Origin of the sequence: Pseudonocardia ammonioxydans, from assembly GCF_900115005.1 — a bacterium.
GTDB classification, from domain to species: Bacteria; Actinomycetota; Actinomycetes; order Mycobacteriales; family Pseudonocardiaceae; genus Pseudonocardia; species Pseudonocardia ammonioxydans.
On sequence record NZ_FOUY01000012.1, the window covers coordinates 1 to 19435 of the forward strand.

The following is a 19435-nucleotide window of genomic DNA, read 5'->3' on the forward strand; positions in this document are numbered from 1 at the left end:
CCCCGTCAACGTCCCAGTCCGCGGTGCGCAGCAGCCGCTGCGTCCCGTCCGGCGAGACCGCACCGGCGTGCTCGGCCAGGGTCCAGCCGTTCTTGCGCTCCAGCCCAGCCAGCAGCCCGCGCACGTACGCTCCGGCCCGCGCGCGGGGCTCACGACGGAAGAACCGAGGACCGATCGAGGCTATGACCTGGTCCAACGCCGCCACCCACCCAGCAAGATCCACCACACGGCGATCATCACCGCCGAACGACCGTCAGCCTCTCACGACACGCCGAAACCGCCGTTGCAGTACTAGCTGAGAAGGCGATCCGGGAGAAGATCGCCGAGCCGCTGGGCATGTCTGTCGAGGACGCCGCGGCAGCGATCTATGCGATCCAGAACGCTCAGGCTGCAGATCTGGTCCGAAGCGTCGTGGTGAACTCCGGATACGATCCGCGCGACTTCGTGGTCTATTCGTTCGGCGGCGCCGGCCCGGTGCACTGCGCCAACTACGCTCGCGACCTTGGCGCCGAGGCAGTTGTGGTGCCGCTCGGCGCGACGGCCTCGACGTTCTCGGCATACGGACTGGCCACCAGCGATGTGGTCCTCTCCGCCGAGGTGTCCGATCCCGCGAACCACCCGGTGCCCCCGGAGGTGGTCCAGCGCGCCTACGACGGGATTGAGGGCGAGCTCCACGAGCGCATGGACGCACAACAGCTACCGTTCAAGTCGGTGGATATCACCCGGGAGGTCGACATCCGGTACAGCATGCAGCTGTCCGAGGTCGCGACTCCGGTACCGGCCGGTTCCCTCGACCAGGAAGCCCTGGAAGGGGTCGCCGAGACCTTCGACGAACTCTACGCCAAGCTCTATGGTTCAGAGGCCGGATTTCGGGACGCCGGTCTGCAGCTGATCACCTATCGGGCGTACGCCACCGGCACGCTCCCGTTCTCCTCCGAGTTGCCCGGCCATGAGACCGGTTCGGGAACACCTGCACCATCCGGTCAGCGGCGCGCGTTCCTCTCGCATGAAGCCGGCTGGCAGGACGCGGCCGTCTACCAGAACGCCGATCTCCGAGCCGGCCACCGCTTCGCCGGACCGGCGATTGTCGAAGCGGACACCACCACCCTCGCCGTCCCCGCTGGGATGAATGCCGAGGTGGACCGGCTCGGCAATGTCGTGCTCACCGACGAGAAGGGGGCCTGAGCCATGCCCGTCAATCCTGTACCCGGCTCCGAGAAGTTCTCTTACCGCCCACGCCCGGCCGCCGAGGTCCGTGAGCTCGCGTCCCCGCACGTGAAGCTGCACGACGTCTCGACCGAGGCGGTCACACGCCTGGACCCACTCACCTACGAGGTCGTCCGGCACCGGCTCGAAGCCGTCACCGACGAGATGGGCGAGGCCATCGTCCGCATGTCGGGCTCGATCATCGTTACCGACTGCAACGACTTCAACTTCGCCATCCTCGATGAGGTCGGCGAAGCGGTACAGATGGGGCTCTACAACACCGAACTCGCCGCCTGCTCCGACATGGCGGTCAAGTGGACGTTGGAGAACCGTTCCGCAAATCCCGGCATCCGGTCTGGGGACATGTTCCTCTGTAACGACCCTTGGGTCGGCGGCGGCCTGCACCAGAACGACGTGTCGCTGTTCGCTCCGCTGTTCGTCGGCGACGAGATCTTCGCCTGGACCGCGGCAGTTGCCCATCAGGTCGACGTCGGCGGAGTCTCGCCCGGTAGCTGGTCGGTCAACTCCCAGGATGTGTTCTGGGAGTCGCTGCCCACCCCGCCGCTCAAGATCGTCGAGGGCGGGCACCTGCGGTCGGACATCGAGGACGTCTGGCTGCGCCGGTGCCGCATCCCCGCGCTGGTCGCGCTCGACCTGCGGGCGAAGATCGGGGCCAACCACATGGCCCAGGAACGCCTGAACGAACTCGTGCAGAAGTACTCTGCCGACACCGTCAAGGCGGTAATGCGACGCATGATCGACGATGCCGAACAACGCCTCCGCGCCAAGCTCTCCGAGATCCCGGACGGGGAGTGGACGGCGGTCTCCTACCAGGACTCCGCGCGGCAGGGTGACGACGGCCTCTACCGCATCCGGCTCCGCCTGCAGAAGCAGGGCGACCAGATGACCTTCGACTTCACCGGTACCGATGCTCAGGCTGACGGTCTGATCAACTGTACGTTCGCCGGGATCCGGGGCGGCATCATGCCAGTGCTGCTGACAACGCTGTGCGGCGACCTTCCGTGGTCCCCCGGAGGGCTCTACCGGTGCTTCGACATCATCAGCGAACCGGGGACCGTCAACGACTGCACCTATCCGGCCGGGGTGAGCAAGGGCTCGGTCGCATCGGCCTGGGCCACGACGAACGCTGTCACCGAGTGCCTGTCCGGCATGCTGGACGCCCACGCCGAGTACAGCCGCAACGCGATGAGTGTGTGTGTGGGCTCGTGGGATCTGGCGCTGCTTGCCGGCCTCGATCAGCGCGGTGGGCCGTTTGTCAACCTCGTCGGCGACCCGATGGCCGGTGGACTCGGCGCCCGGCCGGACTCCGACGGGGTCGATACCGGTGGCCTCGCGATGATCCCGATGGGACGAGTGCCGGACGTGGAGATGAGTGAGTTCAGCTACCCGATGCTCTACCTCTGGCGCCGTGAGGAGGCCGACTCCGGTGGGCCCGGGCGATACCGAGGCGGGTTGGGTGGTTCGTCGGCGTTCGTCGTCTACGACAGTCCGGCGCCTGAGGTGGCGCTGGTCGTCTCCGGGGGCGGCAAGGCGATGCCCCAGTCGTCCGGGATGTCGGGCGGGTATCCGGCGAACACCCAGTACGACGTCGCCGTTCGGAACTCCAACATTCGGGAGTTGCTTTCCCAGGGCACGGTCGTCACCGACATCGAGCAGGTGCAAGGCGTGCACGAGCCGATGCCGCCGCATCTCGAGACGAAGCTTGGCCTCGACGACGTCTACTTTCTGGCGTGGCAGGGGGGCGGCGGCTACGGGGACCCGCTGCACCGCGCGCCGGACGCCGTGGCCGCAGATGTGCTGGCCGAGAAGGTGACGTCAGCGGCGGCGCGCGATGTCTATGGCGTCGTCCTGCACGGCGACAAAACTGTCGATCATGACGCGACCGTCGAACAACGGCGTGCCATCCGGCGCGACCGAGCAGCCGAGGCACAGCAGCCGGAGGGTGCCCGATGAACCGTCGAGTCAACGACAACTTGACCAGTGTGAACGGGAAGATTCACTGCGCGCACTGCGATCACGTGCTTGCCGAGGCCGGCGAACCGGCCCTGCACCGCGCACTCACCCGGCGCGGAGACGTCGCGAAGGCCGGTCCCCAGGTCCGTGCCGGTGTTCCGGCCTTCATCCGTGCCGCGGTGGAGTTCCGCCAGAAGCTCTGTCCCGGCTGTCACACAGCTCTACTGACTGAAGTCGCAGCCGTCGACGACGTCGCTACCCGGGAAACGACGCTCACCACCCCGAGCGACTGACCGAACCCCGCCGTGCCGACTGGCCGGGGCCCCGCTGCGGGGCCCCGGCCACGCCCGCATGCGTCAACGACGCATCCGTGCCTCAGGTCACGCAGGGCCCCGATCCAGGTCCCCGACTACCCGGTCCCGCAGCGAGCACGCTGAGCCACAGCGATCAACGAGGAGGCGCTCATGAGGAGCACCGCAGCTTCTGCGGACCCTGTCGGCGATGCAGTCGCCGCGCTGCGGTCGGGCCGCCCGGTCCTTGTCCTCGACGACGACCACCGCGAAAACGAAGGTGATCTCGTCCTCGCGGCCGAGCTGGCACAGCCGTCGACAGTCAATCTGATGCTCAACGAAGGCCGTGGGCTGGTCTGCGTCGCCGCTGCACCTGCGCTCGTCGACCGGCTGCATCTGCCTCAGATGGTCGAGCGCAACTCCGACTCGCACGGTACGGCCTTCACCGTTTCGGTCGACGCGTGCACCACCGGCACCGGAATCTCGGCAGCAGACCGCGCCGCCACGATCCGAGCATTGGCCGACCCCAGCACTCGTCCGGAGGGCCTTCGCCGACCCGGTCATATTTTCCCGTTGCGTGCGGTCGCAGAAGGGCTTGTCGAGCGCCGCGGGCATACCGAGGCCGCTGTGGAGCTGGCCGTCCGAGCCGGCCTGGCACCGGCCGCCGCGATCTGTGAAGTGCTCGACGAGTACGGCGCCCCGGCCGACTGCGCCTACCTGACCGAGCTTGCCGCGCGGCTGGAGATCCCGATGCTGCACGTCGACGACCTCGCGCTCGCACTCACCGATCACCCGGGGCCCGGCTCAGCGAGAGTCGCGACGGCATCGATCCCGAATCGGTACGGCAGTTGGAAGGCAGTAGCGCACGGCGGGCTCGACGACGTCGAACATCTTGCTCTCGTGCTCGGCGATCCGGCTGAGCTTCGGGCTCCGCTGGTGCGGGTGCATTCGGAGTGTCTGACCAGTGACGTGTTCGGCTCGCGGCGCTGCGACTGTGGTGAGCAGTTGGACGCAGCGATGGCCGCCATTGCCGATGCCGGTGCCGGGGTGGTGATCTACCTGCGAGGTCACGAGGGTCGCGGTATCGGCCTGGTCGACAAGATCCGCGCCTACGCGCTGCAGGAACAAGGCTGTGACACGGTCGAGGCGAACACGCGCCTCGGACTTCCGGTCGACGCGCGCGACTACGCCTCGGCCGCGGCGCTGCTCCGAGAGCTCGGAATCCATGAGCTCCGGCTGTTGAGCAACAACCCGCACAAGGCCAGCGCTCTGCGTGACTGCGGCATCGCGGTGCTCGACATGATCCCCGTGCAGCTCCCCGCCCGCCCGGAGAACGAGCGCTATCTGCGGACCAAACGTCGGCGGCTCGGGCACCACCTGGCCCTGTCTATCGATGAGGGAGCACACGTCCTCCCCGGCCAAAGCGACCACACGCGTCATATGGAAGGAACCAGCGCATGTTGAGCCTTGTCGACTCCGGCAGCGGAACCGTCGTGGGGAGGGCCGAGGGCGAGGACATCGTCCTGGACGTCCACACCAGCGGATCCGGCCCCGCCCTCGTGCTTCTACACGGAGCTGAGGGGCGCGAGGCCAACGACGCCTTCATCGCTGCCCTCGCCGAGCGGTTCACCGTGATCGCCCCGAGCCATCCAGGGTTCGGCCTGTCGCCACGTCCAGACTGGTGCGACTCCGTCGAGGATCTCGCCTACCTCTACCTGGAGTGGCTGGAACGTCAAGACTGGCACGACACCATGCTCGTCGGGCTTCAGTTCGGGGGCTGGGTTGCCGCGGAGATGGCGGTCCGCGACTGCTCTCGCCTGGGCCGACTCACCCTGGTCGACCCTGTCGGCATCAAGGTCGGCGGCCGCGAGGACCGCGATATCAGCGACGTCTTCGCGATTTCCCGGAGCGAGCTCGACGCGCGCCACTACGCCGATCCAGCTGCAGGCCCCGGAGACTTGAGTCAAGCCTCCCGCGACGACGTCCTCCACATCGCACGCAACGAGGAGGCGCTCGCCCTCTACGGGTGGGAGCCGTACCTGCACAATCCCCGCCTGCAGCGCTGGCTGCACCGCATCCACGTCCCAACGCTGGTGACCTGGGGTGCGCAGGATGGCGTCGTCAGCCCCGACTACGGGCGCGCCTACGCCGACGCGATCCCCGGCGCCCGCTTCGAACTGGTTGGCGAAGCCGGCCACCGCGCACAGATCGAGCAGCCCGACACCCTCGCCAAGCTCATCGCCGAGCACTCCGCCTGACGAGTTCGGCGCATCCCGAGGAGACCTGATGCAGTACTGGCACTTCAGCGAGACCGCGTACCCGTACCTGCCCCCGGAGGAGACGATCAACTCCATCCGGGTCACCCTGCCCAACGGCGTCATCGACCCTGACGTGGCGATGCGACTGTGGGACCGCTACCTGGCCGAGTGGCAGATCGCCGACGAGTGCGGCATCAACGTGATGATCAACGAGCATCACTCGACCGCGACCTGCATGGACCCGGCCGCGCCGATCATCGCAGGCACGCTGGGGCGGCTCACCACGAACGCCCGCATCCTGATTCTGGGAAACCCGGTGGCCAACCGGAAGGACCCGGTCCGCGTAGCCGAGGAGATGGCGCTGGTCGACCTGCTCAGCCACGGCCGTCTCGAAGTCGGCTTCGTGCGGGGCGTGCCCTATGAGGTATCCGCGGTCAACAGCAAGCCCGTCCAGATGAGCGAGCGAATGTGGGAGGCCATCGAGCTGATCCAGAAGGCGTGGACCACGCACGACGGCCCGTTCAACTGGGAGGGCAGGTTCTTCCAGCAACGCCACGTCAACATCTGGCCTCGGCCCTACCAGCAGCCCAACCCTCCGGTCTGGGTCACCGCCATGAGCCCCGGGAGTGCCGCCCGCGTCGCGGACAACAACTACGTCATCGCCTCGTTCCTGACCGGTTACGAGGGCACCCGGAAGGTCTTTCAGGCCTACCGGGACCGGATGGCCGAAACCGGCCGACCGGCTCCGGCCGACGACCGCTTCGCCTACGCCGCCCTCACCTACACGGGCGAGACGGACGAGGAAGGCCTCGAGGGCGCGCGGAAGCTGATGTGGTACGTCAAGGCAAACAAGGTGCCCTTCGAGTTCGTCCAGCCGCCGGGCTACACGCCGTACTTCGCCCGAGCCGCAGGTCTCCGCGGTGAGCGGTCCGCGTACGACTTCAAGTCCCTGAGTCTGGAGGATCTGATCGAGGAGGGCATCGTCTTCGCGGGAAGCCCGTCGACCGTCCGCGGCCAGATCGAGAAGTTCTACGAGAAGGTCGGTGGCTTCGGGCACCTGCTGCTGATGGGGCAGGCCGGCTTCCTGGAACACGACGAAACGGTCAAGGGCATCCGCACGTTCGCCGAGCAGGTCAAGCCCGCGCTCGACGGCCTGTACTCCCCCCAGTCCGTCACCGTTTGAGCAGGTCCGGCGTGGGACACGCATCTCAGGGAAGGACCACGATGACCGCATCCGGCAGCCGTTTCCTCACCGTGGACGGTATGCGAACCCACATTCTGGAAGCGGGTTCGGGCCCGCCGGTCGTCCTTCTTCACTCGGGCGAGTACGGCGCCTGCGCCGAGAGCTCGTGGTCCTCCCTGATGCCGGCACTCGCTGAGGCGGGCTACCACGCCGTGGCCCCGGACTGGCTCGGGTTCGGGCGCACCGACAAGGTGGTCGACTTCGCGGATCCGACCGGGCGGCGGATGCGTCACATGGCCGCCACGGTCGAGGCTCTCGACCTCGGACCCGCTGCCTTCGTCGGCAACTCGATGGGCGGCACGTACCTGGCCAAGGACCTCGCGCAGGACCAGCCCGGGTTCCGGGCCACTACGGCGGTCCTGGTCAGCGGCGGTGGTTTCGTGCCCGACAACGATGCCCGGCGCACCATCCTCGACTACGACCTCACCGAGGCCGGCATGGCGCGCATCCTCCGCACCCTGATGCACTCGGCCGACCTCGCCGACGATGCGGAGTATGTGCGCTGGCGGCATCGGCTCAGCCTCGAGCCCGGTGCCTGGCAGTGCGCCGCGTCGGCCCGCCTGCGTCCGCCGGGCAACGAAGGCGGCGGGGAGTTCGGAAAGGCCGACGCCACCCGGTACGAGAACATCACCGTGCCGACGTTGCTGGTCGCGGGAGCCGACGACCCACTCCGGCTGCCCGGCTATGCCGACGAGGTCGCGGCGCGGATACCCGACGCCGAGCTGCTGGTCTATCCGGACTGCGGTCACATCCCAAACATCGAACATCCCGAGCGGTTCCGCGACGATCTGCTGTCGTTCCTCGACCGCCGCTTCCGGAAGGAGCTGTCGTCATGACGGCAGGGACCGGCGTCGACCCCGCCGTGCTGCGCCAGGTCTGTGGTCACTGGGCGACCGGCGTCGCCGTGGTGACAGCCACCGCCGCCGACGGCACGCCTCTTGGCATGGCCGTCAACTCGTTCACGTCCCTCTCGCTCGACCCTCCCCTCATTCTCTTCTGCCCGGCCCTAACCTCGACGACCTGGCCCGGGATCCGGGCCACCGGCCGGTTCGCCGTGGACATTCTCGCCACGCAGCACAGCGCGCTGGCTCGCTCGTTCGCTCGGTCCGGTGGCGACAAGTTCGCCGGCGTGACGCTCCGGCCCACCGACGACGGCCTGCCCGCGATCGACGGCGCCGCCGCTCGACTCGTCTGCGATATCAATACCGTCCATCCCGGGGGCGATCACGAGATCGTCGTGGGCCGTGTCCTGCACGCCGAACACAGCGACGGATCCGAACCGCTTCTCTTCCACCGAGGCAGAACACCCGGTTACCGCTTCGTCTGAGCCACTCGTGTTGACACCTGGCGGATAGGCTGGCGGAGGCCTGCGATGAAGGGGGTGACCGGTCATGGCTACGGTACGCGGCGGTCTACACGCTGGCACGTTGACGGCATGGGAAAGCAGCTACTTCGCGCAGCTCTCCTCCGAGATCCGCAACGCCATGCTCCATGATGCGTTCGTGGTGACCGTGCCGGCCGGTCAGGCCATCTACCAGGCGTTCGGCCCGCCCAAGCTCGCACTTCTCCACCACGGCCAGGCACGCGTCAAGGTCGTGTCCAAGGAGGGGCGCGCCGCGACGGTGCGCTATGCGGGTCCAGGGCAGGTCATCGGCCTGCCGGCGGCGATCGCGCAGGGCTCCCCCGTGGGAGCCGACGCGATCACCGACTGCGAGGTCTCGATGCTCAATGTCAACACACTGCGTCGCCTGGCGGCGAGCGACGCGACTCTGTCCTGGCTCCTCGCCCAACAGGCGTGCCAGATCGTGTTCGAGACCGTGGAATTCCTCGGGGACAACTTGTTCGGCACCGTGCAGCAGCGCGTCAGCAGGCACCTACTCGACCTCGCCTCCAACGCACCCGAGGGTCTCATCGTCAAGGTCGATCAACAGGAGCTCGCCGACGCCATCGGCTCGGTGCGCGAGGTTGTGGCCCGAGCGCTCCGGAAGCTCCGTGAGGCCGGCCTCGTGGAGCGCCATCCCTCCGGCATCCGGATCTCAGACCCCAGTGAGCTGCACCGAATCGCGGCCGGACAAGAGTCGGACGAGCCCTCGAAACGACCAGTACCCCGAGCGGACCTCGCGGGGGGTGACCGGGATCAGGAGATGTTGGGCCCCTCGGCGGAGCCGGACACCTTCCTCAGTTGAGCGGCCACAGGGCCGCTCGGCGACAATGCCGCGGTACGGCTGGAGGCCGTGCAGAACCCCACCGAGCGGGCTGATGTCGCTGCGCGGAGCATCCCGGGCGAAGACACCTGTTATTGCAGCGTCCCCTGGCTCTGATTCCGCCAGTACAACCTGTAGCTGCAGACAGCCGACCTGGCGACCGGCGACGACTCTGTGGAGGTGCGGGGCGATGTCTCGGCACACCGGATTCTCTGCCGCCTACTTCTGCGGAGGCAGCGTGCTGTCGACTATGTCGACTCGGTGAGAAGTACATGACGGCGCGGAGGAAACTCGCCGAGGACCGGCGGGTCGCCGTCGGACTCGAGCAGGCGAGCCGAGGATGCCCATTCCGCCTTGTGCCGGCGGATCGGGCATCCACACCGAGGTCAGAGCCAGGTGGGAAGAGCGGGGGTGTCGGGGAGGGTCGCGCGGCCGGTCAGCCAGCCCGCAACCCGCGCCGCGGGAGCCGCGATCTCACCCAACGCCGGGGCCCTACCCAGCTGCCACTCCCGATTCCGGTCGGTGGGGCGCAGGGTGCAGGCAGGGCACCCGTCCTTGGTGGAGAGCATCCCGGTCACGTCGTCGAGCAGTAGATCGACGAGGTCGGCGGGCAGATCGGCCGTGGTCACCCCGGTGTCCAGGTCGACGGCGTGCAGCCACACCTCGCGGTTGCGCATCCACGGCACCTCGGCGGCGGGGATCGCCCGCCCCAGGGCGCTGCGCACCTCCGAACGCCAGGCTTCCGGAGTGAGCTGGGCCAGGGCGGCATCGAGAGCCTCGGCGGTCTCGTGCAGTTCGCGCCGCAGCCGGTCCGGCGGGAATCCCACCGACTCCTCGATCTCCGCGGCGCGCTGGGCGCGGTCGGCATACATCGGGTTCTCGACACCGGTCCGAGCCCAAGTCGCCAGCCGCACCAGCGCCTCGGCGTTGCGCGCGACGTGCCCTACGAGGTGCGCCCTCGTCCAACCGGGCAGGCTGCTCGGCTCGGCGAAGGCATCGTCGTCGAGCTTGTCCACCGTGGTCAGCAGCAGCTCGGTGCCCTGCCGCAGCCAAGGCAGCGTCGTCGACGTGTCATGGCGGTCGGTCATGCGTTCGCTCCCGCGGACTCGTGCTCGAGGCGCTCGGCGATGTCCGCCCGCAACGCCTTCTTGTCGATCTTTCCGACCTTCGTCGACATCAGCGCGTCGACGACCTCCAAGCGGTCCGGCCACTTGAACTTCGCCACCCCGATCGCGGCCATGGCCTCGCGCACCTCGTCGAGGGTGACCGTCGCGCCCGGACGAGGCACGACGTACAGGCACACGCGCTCGCCGAGCTCCCGGTCCGGCATCGCAACCGCGGCGACCTGGCTCACCGCAGGCAGCTGGTAGACGAGGTTCTCCACCTCCTCGGCGGAGATCTTCTCCCCACCGCGGTTGATCATGTCCTTGTCGCGGCCCTCCACGATCAGGTTGCCCTCTGGCGTACGGCGGCAAATGTCGCCGGAGCGATACCAGCCGTCCTCGGTGAACGCCCGGGCGTTCTGCTCGACGGCGCGGTAGTAGCCGCGCGGCGTGTAGGGGCCTCGTGTGAGCAGCGAGCCGGGTGTTCCCTCGGCGACGTCGACGTCCAGCTCGTCGACGAGGCGTACCTCGTCGTCCGGACACATCGGACGGCCCTGCGTGGTGCAGATGACGTCGATCGGGTCGTCCAGGCGAGTGAAGTTGAGAAGGCCCTCGGCCATCCCGAACACCTGCTGCAGCCGCGCCCCGAGCACCGGCTCGACGCGCCGGGCGAGCTTGTCGGCCAGGCGTGCCCCACCGACCTGCAGCACCCGCAGCGGCGCCGGGGCACCGTGCTCGACCGCGTGCTCCAGCCAGCGGCCGGCAACGGCCGGAACCACCGCGGTGTGCGTGATCCCCTCCTCGGCGATGGTGGCGAAGGCCCGTGCTGGCTCCGGCGACGGCAGTATGACGACGGTGCCACCGGCGAGTAGCACCCCAAGGATGCCCGGGCAGGCCAGTGGGAAGTTGTGCCCGGCCGGCAGGCTGACCAGGTAGACCGAGTCCGCGTCGACCGCAGCCATGTCCGCGCTGGCCCGAGCGTTGTAGGCGTAGTCGTCGTGGGTGCGGGCGATCAGCTTGGGCAGGCCGGTGGTGCCGCCGGAGAGCAGGAACACGGCCACGTCCCGGCTGTCGGGAGCGGCCGCGTCCATCCGGGCGCGCTCCTCCCCTGTCCCCGGCCCGCAGAGCGCGCGCAGATCGACACTCGCGTCATCGAGCTGGTCGCCGTCGACAAGGACGTGCCAGTCCGCATCGGTGGTCTTCTGCACGTCCGGGCCCAAGGCGTGGGCCAGCGCTTGGTGGTCGAAGTCCCGCATCCGGTCGGGGACCGCGATCGCGACGGCCTCGGCGTGCGCGGCCAGGTAGCTCAGCTCCGTGCGCCGGTGCGCGGGCAGCGCCATCACCGGCACGAGGCCGGCGCGGAGGCAGGCGAGGGCGAGGATCACGAACTCCGCGCTGTTGCCGAGTTGCACGAGAATCCGGTCGCCGCGCGTGATGCCCAGGTCCAGCAGGCGGGCCGCGGCGGCGTCCGCCCGGTCCGCGAGCTCGCGGTGGGTCAGCCGCAGCCCGTTCGCCGCGTCGACGAGCGCGGGCGCGTCGGGTGTGCGGTCCGCGACCTCGCGCAGCAGGTGGCCGAGCGGGACCCCCTGCCAGTAGCCAGCGGCGACGTACCGCTCGGCCTCTGCGGCGGGCCAGGGGACGGTGTGCTCACTGATGGGGCTGGGCATCGTCGGCCTCCCGGTGCAGGACGACGGCGTCGAGGGCGACCAGGCCGTCGTCGGTGAGTCGGAGTGGATTGACCTCGATCTCGGCGAGGTCGGGCGTAGCGGCGAGGGCCCCGCCCAATCGGGCGACGGCCTCACCGAGCGCGGCGGGATCCAGGCTCGGACCGCCTCGCCAGCCCTCGAGCAGCGCACGGCCCGCCAGCTCGGCCGGCATGAGGGCTGCCTCGGCGACGGTCAGTGGGGCGAGTCGCACGGAGACGTCCGCGAGGGCCTCCGCAGTGGTCCCACCCAATCCGACCAGCACGATCGGGCCGAACACGGCGTCCCGCCGGGCGCCGAGGACCAGGTCGACCCCGCCCGGCGCCATGCGCTCCACGAGGAACCGGGAGGCGCCCGCGGCTTCCAGGGTGTCTAGGGCGGACTCGAGTTCTGCGGAGTCCCGGATGCCGAGCTTGACCCCGCCGATCTCGGTCTTGTGCAGGACTGTGGCGTCGAGCAGCTTGACCGCGACCGGTCCGCCCAGCTCGGCGAGCGCCGCCCGTGCCTCGGCGCGGTCCGCGCAGGCACGCCGGGGCATGGTGGCGATGCCGAGGGCGTCGAGCAGGTCCTTCGCCTGGTGCTCGTCCAGCGGAGCGGCCGGCACGGTGACCTCGACAGGATCGGGCGTGCTGGCGATCCGGGCGCGGCCACGGGCGTCGGCGAGGATCGCTGCGCTGGCGGCGGCGACCCCGTGGGGGTCGGCGGCCACGGCGACGCCGGCGGAGATCAGCTCGGCGCGGCATCGCAGTACGTCCGTCCCGTGGCCACCGACGCCGAGCACCACCGGTACCTCGGTCAGGCAGCCTTCCTTGACCGCTGCGGTGAGGTCGACGGCGTCGGGTTCATGCAGGGCATACCCGGCGACGACGTCCACCCGCGGGTCTCCGGACACCGCGGACAACACGGCGCCGAACTCCGGCCCGGGGCGCCCGGTGTCGACCGGGTTGCGCTGGAAGGTCAGGGGCGGCAGCAGGGTCGCGAGCGTTCCCTGGCTGGTTTCGGTGAGCTCAGGGACGCGGGCGCGTCGGCTCCGCAGCTCGTCGAGCAGCAGCAGCCCGGGGCCCGCCTGCGCTGTTACCACGCCGATGCCGGGGTCAGCCGCCGGAGCAGCGCGGGTCACCGACAATGCGCCGACCGCGTCGACCAACTCGCGCTCGTCGTCGACGAGCACTGCGCCGGCCTGCGCGAGGGCGGCGCGGGTGGTGCGCCAGGAGGTGGCGAGTGCTCCGGTGTGTGACGCGGCGAAGTCTCCGACGTCGTTGCGCCCCACGACCAGGGCGACAACCGGTTTGTGCGGCACGAGTGCCGCGACGGCCTCGACCAGTGCCCGGCCGTCTGCAACCGATTCGACGTGCAGGGCCACCGCACCGGTCGACGGGTCGGTGGCGAGGTGGGCCAGGACATCCGGCGCGGTGATGTCCACGCCGTTGCCTAGGCCGACGGCCAGGCTGATTCCGTGTCCGGCCTCGGACAGGAGGAAGGCCAGCGCGTGGTTGACCCCGCCGCTGGCGGCGACCACGGCGACACGCCCGGCCTCCACCGACGCGACGCCGGGGACGAAGCTCGCCGTCAGTGCACGAGGCGGGGTGAGGAAGCCGCTGGTGTTGGGCCCGAGCAGGTGGATCCCGCTGTCCCGCACCACCGCTGCGAGCTCGTCTTGGAAGCCGACGCCCGATCCGCCGGCCTCGGCGAACCCGCCACCGCAGATCACCGCGGCGCCGACACCGGCAGCGGCCGCCTCGGCGAGCACGCCGGGGCACGCGGGGGCGGGGACACAGATCATTGTGAGATCGATCGGGCCGTCCGCGGCGGCCGCGGCGAGGGAAGAGTACATCGTGGCGTCCCGGCCGTTGACCAGGGCGAGCCGGCCACCGGCCGCCGCGAATCCGTCAAGCGATCGGGCCAGCGCGGCACCGAGTTTCCCCGGCGTGCGTGAGGCCCCGACGACGGCGATCGAACGTGGCGCGAACAGGGGCGTGAGCGCGCTCATCGATCCCACCCCGGTGACACCCCGACGAGATCGGTCCGTCCGGAGAGGACCGCAGTCAGAGCCTTGTCCCGGTCCAGGTCCGGGTCGACGAGCAGGGTGGGCAGGCCTTCGGCGAGCCGGGCCTGCTCTGTGACGAGCGTCCGCGTCAGCGGGGTGCCGCCGTGGACCGCCACGACCGCGGGCCCGCGCCGGACCAGCGCCGCCAGCGCGGAGAAGGTATGCGGCAATCCGGCCTCGGTCTCCGGAGCCGCCAGCACCCCGCCCCACGGACCCTCGCCAGACTCACCGAGCGGCAGCCCGCCAGCGCGAACCGGGATTCCGTGGCCCAGCTCGACCTCGACGGCGCGACCGGGCACCGACCACCCCCTGTTCTCGAACGGGGTCTCCAGGGGCTCGGCACCGTGCGCGTCCACCCATCCCTGGTGGCTGGCGGCGACGAAGTCCGGCGCCCGTCGGGCGAGCCGGGAGTCGGTGATGCTGCGGGACAGGAAGTGGTACGCGAACTGCCAGGGATCGAACGCCTCGTGGTAGCGGCCGAAATGCTCCCACCAGGCCAGACTCGGCCGGGCCGAGTCCTGAATCTGGCGCACGGACGGCTGCGCGGCCTTCTCGTACGCGGCCAACGCCGCCGCGAGGTCACGGGGCTGCGCGGTGAGCGCAGCCGACAGTGCGACCGCGTCCTCCATTGCCATCTTCGTGCCCGAACCGACTGAAAAGTGCGCGGTGTGTACGGCATCGCCGAGGAACGCGACGGGGCGGGGCGCGAGGGTGTGCCAGCGGCTGGTGCGCCGGGTGCGGAAATTGCCCCAGCGGGAGTTGTTGGCCAGCAGCTGCTTCCCGTCGATCTGGTCGGCGAACAGCTTTTCCAGGTACTCCTTGGAGAGCAAGTCGCTCTCGCCGGACGGACGGGTCACGTCGAACTCGTCGAGCCCGGCCCGCCGCCAGGACGCCTCGTCGGTCTCCACGATGAACGTGGAGAGCTCGTCGGAGATCGGGTAGCCGTGCACGGCGAACACGCCGTCGGGGCTGCGCTCGTGCACGAAGGTGAGGCCGTCGAACAGGTAGTCCGTGCCGAACCAGACGAACTTCGCGGTCGCGGTCTCGATCTCCACGCCGAGGTCGGCGTCGAGCTGCTCGCGGATCTTCGACCCGGTGCCGTCGGCGGCCACGACGAGGTCGTAGTCGGCGAGTTCAGCGAGCGTGACCTCCGTGGAGAACCGGAGGTCGGCGCCGACCTCCCGGGCGCGGGCCTGCATCAGCGCCAGCAGCGTCTTACGGACCACGGCAGCCATGCCGTTGCCGCCGCAGCGGATCCGCTCGCCCTTGAGCCGGACCTCGATCTCGTCCCAGTGACGGCCGTGCTCGGTCAGTGCCTGCCGCAGCACCGGATCGGCTTCGTAAATCCCGGCCAGAGTGCGGTCGGAGAACACCACACCGAAGCCGAATGTGTCATCGGCCCGGTTCCGCTCGAACACGGTCACCTCGACCGACGGATCGGCCCGCTTGATCAGTGTGGCGAAGAACAGCCCGCCCGGGCCGCCCCCGGCGACGGCGATGCGCATCAGTCCGCCTTCACCACGATGTTCTTCAGTTCGCCCACTCCCTCGACGCGAGTCACGACCGCGGAGCCCTCCCCGAGGTAGCGCGGGGGTTTGCGGGCGTGCCCGACACCACCCGGCGTGCCAGTGGCGATAATGTCCCCCGGCACCAGGGTGATGATCTGCGAGATGTAGGCGACCAGGTCGGCCGGGCCGAACACCAGGTCCGAGGTGTCCGCCTTCTGCACCACGTCCCCGTCGACCTCGCAGGAGATGTCACCGGGCTCCGCATCCGTGACCAGCCACGGACCGACCGGGGTGCTCCGCTCGAAGGTCTTGCCCTGCAGCCACTCCACAGAGCGGTACTGGAAGTCTCGGGCGGTCACGTCATTGACCACGGTGTAGCCGGCGATGGCCGCGGCGGCCTGCTCCGGGCTCGCGTGCCGGACCTCGGTGCCGATGACCACACCCAGCTCGGCCTCCCAGTCCACCTGCTCCGACCCCGCCGGCAGCTCCACCGGGTCGTGGGCACCGACCAGCGCCCGGGCGAACTTCGCGAACAACGCCGGATACTCCGGCAGCTCGCGGCCCATCTCCAGGATGTGTGTGCGGTAGTTCAGACCAACACAGAACACCTTCTCCGGCTTCGGCACGAGCGGCGCGAAGTTCAGCCCGGTGAGCTCGTGACGCGCGCCGGTCGCGGTCTCGGCCGCACTGCGCCAGTCCGGCCGGGCCAGGAACACGCCGAGGTCCTCGGCACCCAGCTCAACAGCCGCATCGTCGTCGATCCGGACCGCTGCGGTGGCAGTGGCGGTGCGGATGGTCGCAAGCTTCACGAACGGCCCTCTCGTGCGGTGTGGGCGAGACCGAGGGCCTCGAAGACGGGGGCGTCGGAGTAACGGAAGGCGTCGAGCCCGGAGTCGGTGTCGAAGGCCAGACCCGCCCAGGACGGCACGCAGAACAGGTCGCCCTTGCCGACCTCGTACCGCTCCTCGCCCACGGTGACGGCTCCGGAGCCCTCGAAGATCTGCCACACCGACGATCCGGCCGTACGGGTCAGCATGGTGGAGGTGCCGGCGCGCAGCCGATGCATCTCGCAACGCATGGTGGTCAGACAGTCACCTGCGGTGGCCGGGTTGGTGAACCGGACCACCGCGTGTCCGGGCTCGACGACACCGGGCTGCCCCTCACGCTCCAGCTCGAGCTGTGCGGTCAGCGCGGCGTCGGTGTGCTCCCAGCGGTACGCCATCAGCGGAGACGCCTTCGGGGTGGGCGCGCCGACCGGGGTCAGCCCGGCGTGCCCCCACAAGCGCTCGTTGCGCGAGACCGCCGGCGTCTCCTTCGTGGCCAGCACGTCCGGGCCGAACTCGAAGAACCCGGCGTCGATCGTGCGGACCAGCGGGATGTCCAGGCCGTCGATCCAGGCCATCGGGTGGTCGGTGGTGTTGTGGTGCTCGTGGAAATGCATGCCGGGGGTGAGCAGCAGATCCCCCCGGCGCATGGCCACGGGGTCTCCCTCCACGTTCGTCCACACGCCCTCGCCCTCGACCACGAACCGGAAGGCGGTCTGGGTGTGGCGGTGTGCTGGTGCCTCCTCGCGCGGGCCCAGATACTGGATCGCGGCCCACAGCGTCGGCGTGGCGTAGGGCGTGCCGGGCAGGCCCGGGTTGGCGAGCGCGATCGCACGCCGCTCCCCACCGCGGCCGACCGGGACGAGCTCGCCCGCGCGCTCGGCCAGCGGCAGCAGAGTGGACCAGCGCCACAGCATCGGTACCGAGTCCGGCCGCGGGGTGGTCGGCATCAGACCGCCGATCTGGGTCCACAGCGGCGTCATGTGCGCGGCGGCGAAAGCCGCGTACAGCTCGTCGAGCTGCTCCTGCTCCTGCGGGGTGATTTCCGGTGCGGCGGTCATGCCCGAATTCCTTCCTCTCCGCGGCGACGCGGCTGAGCGGCGGTGACGCCTCGAAGGTACAACAGTAATTCGACGACCGTCTACGACGTGTAACTTTTGTTAGCTGGCCCGAGACGTCGCGAGCGGAGCCTCGAGAAGCGCGTCCACCCACGCCTCAGCCGGGCCGCGTAGCAGGCCGTGGGCCTCAAGGAACACTTCGTGGGCCTGCCGGCCCTGCCAGCACTCGGGCAGCAGTTCCCGCGGAAGGTCGGGATCATGGAACGGGAAGCGGCGATAGTCGTGCACGAGCCGCACCCGCTCGACGAGAGCGGCAGCGCCCTGCAGGTCCCCCGCCCGATAGCCCGCGAGCCGCGGCGCATAGGTCCCCAGGAACTCGGCGTAGGCGTTGCCGAGCGCGGCGAGGTCCCAGGATCGCGCGGCGATGTCACGGTCCGCGTCATGCCCCGTCGAACGGGAACGGAACACGTCCAGCCGCACCGCGCGCTCGTCGGCGAAGGCCGCCTGGACCCGACCCGCCCGATCGTGGGGGCTGACCCACACACCGGACGACAGTGCCCCGAATCCGAACCAGGACAGCTTCTTGCGCAGCTGCTCACGCAGCCCGCGCTCGCTCTCCGGCACCGAGTACAGGACCATGTGCCACTGTCCGTCCCACGGCCCCTGCACGCGGTGGAAGATGCGCTCACGACCCTCGTCAAGCAGTGCCCACGCCGCGTCACTGAGCGAGTACACCGTCTCCCGACCATCTCGGCGGCTGACCAGCCAGCCCTCCTTACGCAACCGCGTGACCACCACCCGGGCGGTGGAGCCCGGCACCCCGAAGCAGTCCAGCAGCGCGCTCAGGTTGCGCAGTCGTATGTCGCCGTCGCGGTAGCGCAAGAAGTCGCCGAAGAGGTCGAAGACCAACGAACGAGCCTGCATTTCGAACCTCCGCCGCGTGACATTATGATGACGACCGTCCGACATTCTACTGCTCCAGCTGCACACTGGGCTGAGGTCGAAGAAGCTCCGGTAAGCGTCAACCAGACGATCCTCGCCGCGGTGGATGAGGGAACGACGGGCTCCGGGAGGACTCCGCTGTGTGCCGGCGGGTGTGGTTCGTATCCAACGCCACGACCGCGGGACCCCGCCTGGTGCCACTGTTCGACTGTCCGGTGGCTGAGTCCCTTGATCGTCCCGAGGACCGCCCCAATCCCACCTCGACCTCCTTCGGACCGGTGAGGCTTGCCGTTGCCGAACACGAGCCGTTCTTCCGGAGCGAAGAGCTCGGCGAAGTCGGCGATGTCACCGCAGTCGAACCGTTAGCCCCGGCTCTTCACGATCTTGAAGGCTGATCGGGACCCCGAACGCAGAAAGTGCCCCGTGACCAGGTAGGACAGAGCTAGCTGAGGGCTATGTCCGGTAGGTCGAGGGGGCACTTTCCAGGCGCAGGCTACAACCACGCGTCCGAAGATCATCGTGTCCGCCGATGGGGACGGGGTGGTGTCGCATGTCGGGTCCCGGCTGCTGGCCGATGCCGCCGACCGGACCACCCTGACCGGCCGGCTCTCGGACACGCTGGACAGGCTGCGCCGACCGAGGACCCGCCACGACCCGGGTCGGGTTCTGGTCGACATGGCCGTGGCTGTCGCGGATGGTGCGTCCACGCTCTCCGACGTCGCGATCCTGGCGGACCAGGCGGCGGTGTTCGGGCCGGTGGCGTCGGACTCGACGTGCTGGCGGCTGCTCGACCGTCTCGACGACCAGGTCTTGGCCTCGGTTGCCGCGGCGCGGGCCCGTGCGCGGGAGGTCGTGTGGGCTCAGCACGCCGAGACCCATGGTCAGGCCTTCCCTGCGTCTCGGGTGGCCGGCCGGGATCTCGGCCAGACGCTGATGATCGATCTCGACGCGACGATCGTGATCGCGCATTCGGAGAAGGAGCACCCGACAACACCGGCGAGTTCCTCGCCGGGGAACTTCGTCGCGGCAACGCCGGTGCGAACACCGCCGCCGACCCAAAGGCTACATTTTCCGG

Annotated in this window: 17 protein-coding genes and 3 pseudogenes; 12 read left to right on the forward strand and 8 right to left on the reverse strand. The window is 69.5% G+C overall.

Annotated elements, in window-relative coordinates:
- Positions 1-226 (reverse strand): annotated as a pseudogene (locus BM093_RS13395) (IS701 family transposase); the annotation flags it as partial.
- A 77-nt stretch (positions 227-303) separates the two neighbouring features.
- Between BM093_RS13395 and BM093_RS37915 the strand changes: the two are divergent.
- The 10 genes and pseudogenes from BM093_RS37915 to BM093_RS13440 all read left to right on the forward strand — a co-directional run.
- Positions 304-573: pseudogene (locus BM093_RS37915) on the forward strand (hydantoinase/oxoprolinase family protein); the annotation flags it as partial.
- A 6-nt stretch (positions 574-579) separates the two neighbouring features.
- Complete coding sequence (locus BM093_RS13400) at positions 580-1185, forward strand: hydantoinase/oxoprolinase family protein (RefSeq protein WP_342743005.1); 606 nt, start codon at positions 580-582, stop codon at positions 1183-1185.
- 90 nt (positions 1186-1275) lie between these two features.
- On the forward strand, positions 1276-3180 hold the full coding sequence (locus BM093_RS13405; RefSeq protein ID WP_218162756.1) for a hydantoinase B/oxoprolinase family protein: 1905 nt from the start codon (positions 1276-1278) through the stop codon (positions 3178-3180).
- 29 nt (positions 3181-3209) lie between these two features.
- Complete coding sequence (locus BM093_RS36605; RefSeq protein WP_093342405.1) at positions 3210-3473, forward strand: hypothetical protein; 264 nt, start codon at positions 3210-3212, stop codon at positions 3471-3473.
- 171 nt (positions 3474-3644) lie between these two features.
- A complete protein-coding gene (gene ribA, locus BM093_RS13415) occupies positions 3645-4934 on the forward strand; it encodes a GTP cyclohydrolase II (protein WP_093342408.1) in 1290 nt (429 codons plus the stop codon).
- Positions 4928-5728, forward strand: coding sequence for an alpha/beta fold hydrolase (locus BM093_RS13420; protein ID WP_093342411.1), 801 nt, complete (start codon positions 4928-4930; stop codon positions 5726-5728). The genes ribA and BM093_RS13420 overlap by 7 nt, the downstream gene beginning before the upstream one ends.
- Positions 5729-5756: 28 nt before the next feature.
- Positions 5757-6911, forward strand: coding sequence for an LLM class flavin-dependent oxidoreductase (locus tag BM093_RS13425; protein WP_093342414.1), 1155 nt, complete (start codon positions 5757-5759; stop codon positions 6909-6911).
- A 41-nt stretch (positions 6912-6952) separates the two neighbouring features.
- Positions 6953-7807 (forward strand): alpha/beta fold hydrolase, encoded by an 855-nt coding sequence (locus BM093_RS13430; protein WP_093342417.1) that lies wholly within the window; start codon positions 6953-6955, stop codon positions 7805-7807.
- Complete coding sequence (locus BM093_RS13435; protein ID WP_093342419.1) at positions 7804-8298, forward strand: flavin reductase family protein; 495 nt, start codon at positions 7804-7806, stop codon at positions 8296-8298. The genes BM093_RS13430 and BM093_RS13435 overlap by 4 nt, the downstream gene beginning before the upstream one ends.
- Before the next feature lie 100 nt (positions 8299-8398).
- Complete coding sequence (locus tag BM093_RS13440) at positions 8399-9157, forward strand: Crp/Fnr family transcriptional regulator (protein WP_177238459.1); 759 nt, start codon at positions 8399-8401, stop codon at positions 9155-9157.
- A gap of 404 nt (positions 9158-9561) precedes the next feature.
- Here the strand turns inward: BM093_RS13440 and BM093_RS13445 are convergent, their stop codons facing one another.
- The 7 genes from BM093_RS13445 to BM093_RS13475 all read right to left on the reverse strand — a co-directional run bounded on the left by BM093_RS13445 (position 9562) and on the right by BM093_RS13475 (position 18327).
- Entirely contained in the window at positions 9562-10263 is a 702-nt protein-coding gene (locus BM093_RS13445; protein ID WP_093342425.1) for a maleylpyruvate isomerase family mycothiol-dependent enzyme, read from the reverse strand.
- Positions 10260-11945 (reverse strand): (2,3-dihydroxybenzoyl)adenylate synthase, encoded by a 1686-nt coding sequence (locus BM093_RS13450; protein ID WP_093342428.1) that lies wholly within the window; start codon positions 11943-11945, stop codon positions 10260-10262. Before BM093_RS13450 ends, BM093_RS13445 begins: the two co-directional genes overlap by 4 nt.
- On the reverse strand, positions 11926-13971 hold the full coding sequence (locus tag BM093_RS13455; RefSeq protein WP_093342430.1) for an acetate--CoA ligase family protein: 2046 nt from the start codon (positions 13969-13971) through the stop codon (positions 11926-11928). The genes BM093_RS13450 and BM093_RS13455 overlap by 20 nt, the downstream gene beginning before the upstream one ends.
- Complete coding sequence (locus BM093_RS13460; RefSeq protein ID WP_093342432.1) at positions 13968-15533, reverse strand: FAD-dependent monooxygenase; 1566 nt, start codon at positions 15531-15533, stop codon at positions 13968-13970. The genes BM093_RS13455 and BM093_RS13460 overlap by 4 nt, the downstream gene beginning before the upstream one ends.
- On the reverse strand, positions 15533-16345 hold the full coding sequence (locus BM093_RS13465; protein ID WP_093342435.1) for a fumarylacetoacetate hydrolase family protein: 813 nt from the start codon (positions 16343-16345) through the stop codon (positions 15533-15535). Before BM093_RS13465 ends, BM093_RS13460 begins: the two co-directional genes overlap by 1 nt.
- Positions 16342-17421 (reverse strand): cupin domain-containing protein, encoded by a 1080-nt coding sequence (locus BM093_RS13470; RefSeq protein ID WP_093342438.1) that lies wholly within the window; start codon positions 17419-17421, stop codon positions 16342-16344. Before BM093_RS13470 ends, BM093_RS13465 begins: the two co-directional genes overlap by 4 nt.
- Before the next feature lie 99 nt (positions 17422-17520).
- The gene (locus tag BM093_RS13475) at positions 17521-18327 is read right to left on the reverse strand and encodes a PaaX family transcriptional regulator (protein WP_245773500.1); all 807 of its coding nucleotides are present in this window, start codon (positions 18325-18327) and stop codon (positions 17521-17523) included.
- A gap of 227 nt (positions 18328-18554) precedes the next feature.
- On the opposite strand from BM093_RS13475, the gene BM093_RS35090 reads away from it, so the two are divergent.
- Together BM093_RS35090 and BM093_RS13480 are read left to right on the forward strand one after the other, a co-directional pair.
- Entirely contained in the window at positions 18555-18755 is a 201-nt protein-coding gene (locus BM093_RS35090; protein ID WP_143105370.1) for a hypothetical protein, read from the forward strand.
- Between the two features lie 118 nt (positions 18756-18873).
- A pseudogene (locus tag BM093_RS13480) lies at positions 18874-19415 on the forward strand (transposase); the annotation flags it as partial.
- Positions 19416-19435 lie beyond the last annotated feature (20 nt).

Bases quoted from the DNA above. Each gene is read 5' to 3' on its own strand.
- BM093_RS13425 (WP_093342414.1), top strand. From the start codon at position 5,757: ATGCAGTACTGGCACTTCAGCGAGACCGCGTACCCGTACCTGCCCCCG.
- BM093_RS13470 (WP_093342438.1), bottom strand. From the start codon at position 17,421: ATGACCGCCGCACCGGAAATCACCCCGCAGGAGCAGGAGCAGCTCGAC.
- BM093_RS13460 (WP_093342432.1), bottom strand. From the start codon at position 15,533: ATGCGCATCGCCGTCGCCGGGGGCGGCCCGGGCGGGCTGTTCTTCGCC.
- BM093_RS13430 (WP_093342417.1), top strand. From the start codon at position 6,953: ATGACCGCATCCGGCAGCCGTTTCCTCACCGTGGACGGTATGCGAACC.
- BM093_RS13445 (WP_093342425.1), bottom strand. From the start codon at position 10,263: ATGACCGACCGCCATGACACGTCGACGACGCTGCCTTGGCTGCGGCAG.
- BM093_RS13450 (WP_093342428.1), bottom strand. From the start codon at position 11,945: ATGCCCAGCCCCATCAGTGAGCACACCGTCCCCTGGCCCGCCGCAGAG.
- BM093_RS13455 (WP_093342430.1), bottom strand. From the start codon at position 13,971: ATGAGCGCGCTCACGCCCCTGTTCGCGCCACGTTCGATCGCCGTCGTC.
- BM093_RS13435 (WP_093342419.1), top strand. From the start codon at position 7,804: ATGACGGCAGGGACCGGCGTCGACCCCGCCGTGCTGCGCCAGGTCTGT.
- BM093_RS13420 (WP_093342411.1), top strand. From the start codon at position 4,928: ATGTTGAGCCTTGTCGACTCCGGCAGCGGAACCGTCGTGGGGAGGGCC.
- ribA (WP_093342408.1), top strand. From the start codon at position 3,645: ATGAGGAGCACCGCAGCTTCTGCGGACCCTGTCGGCGATGCAGTCGCC.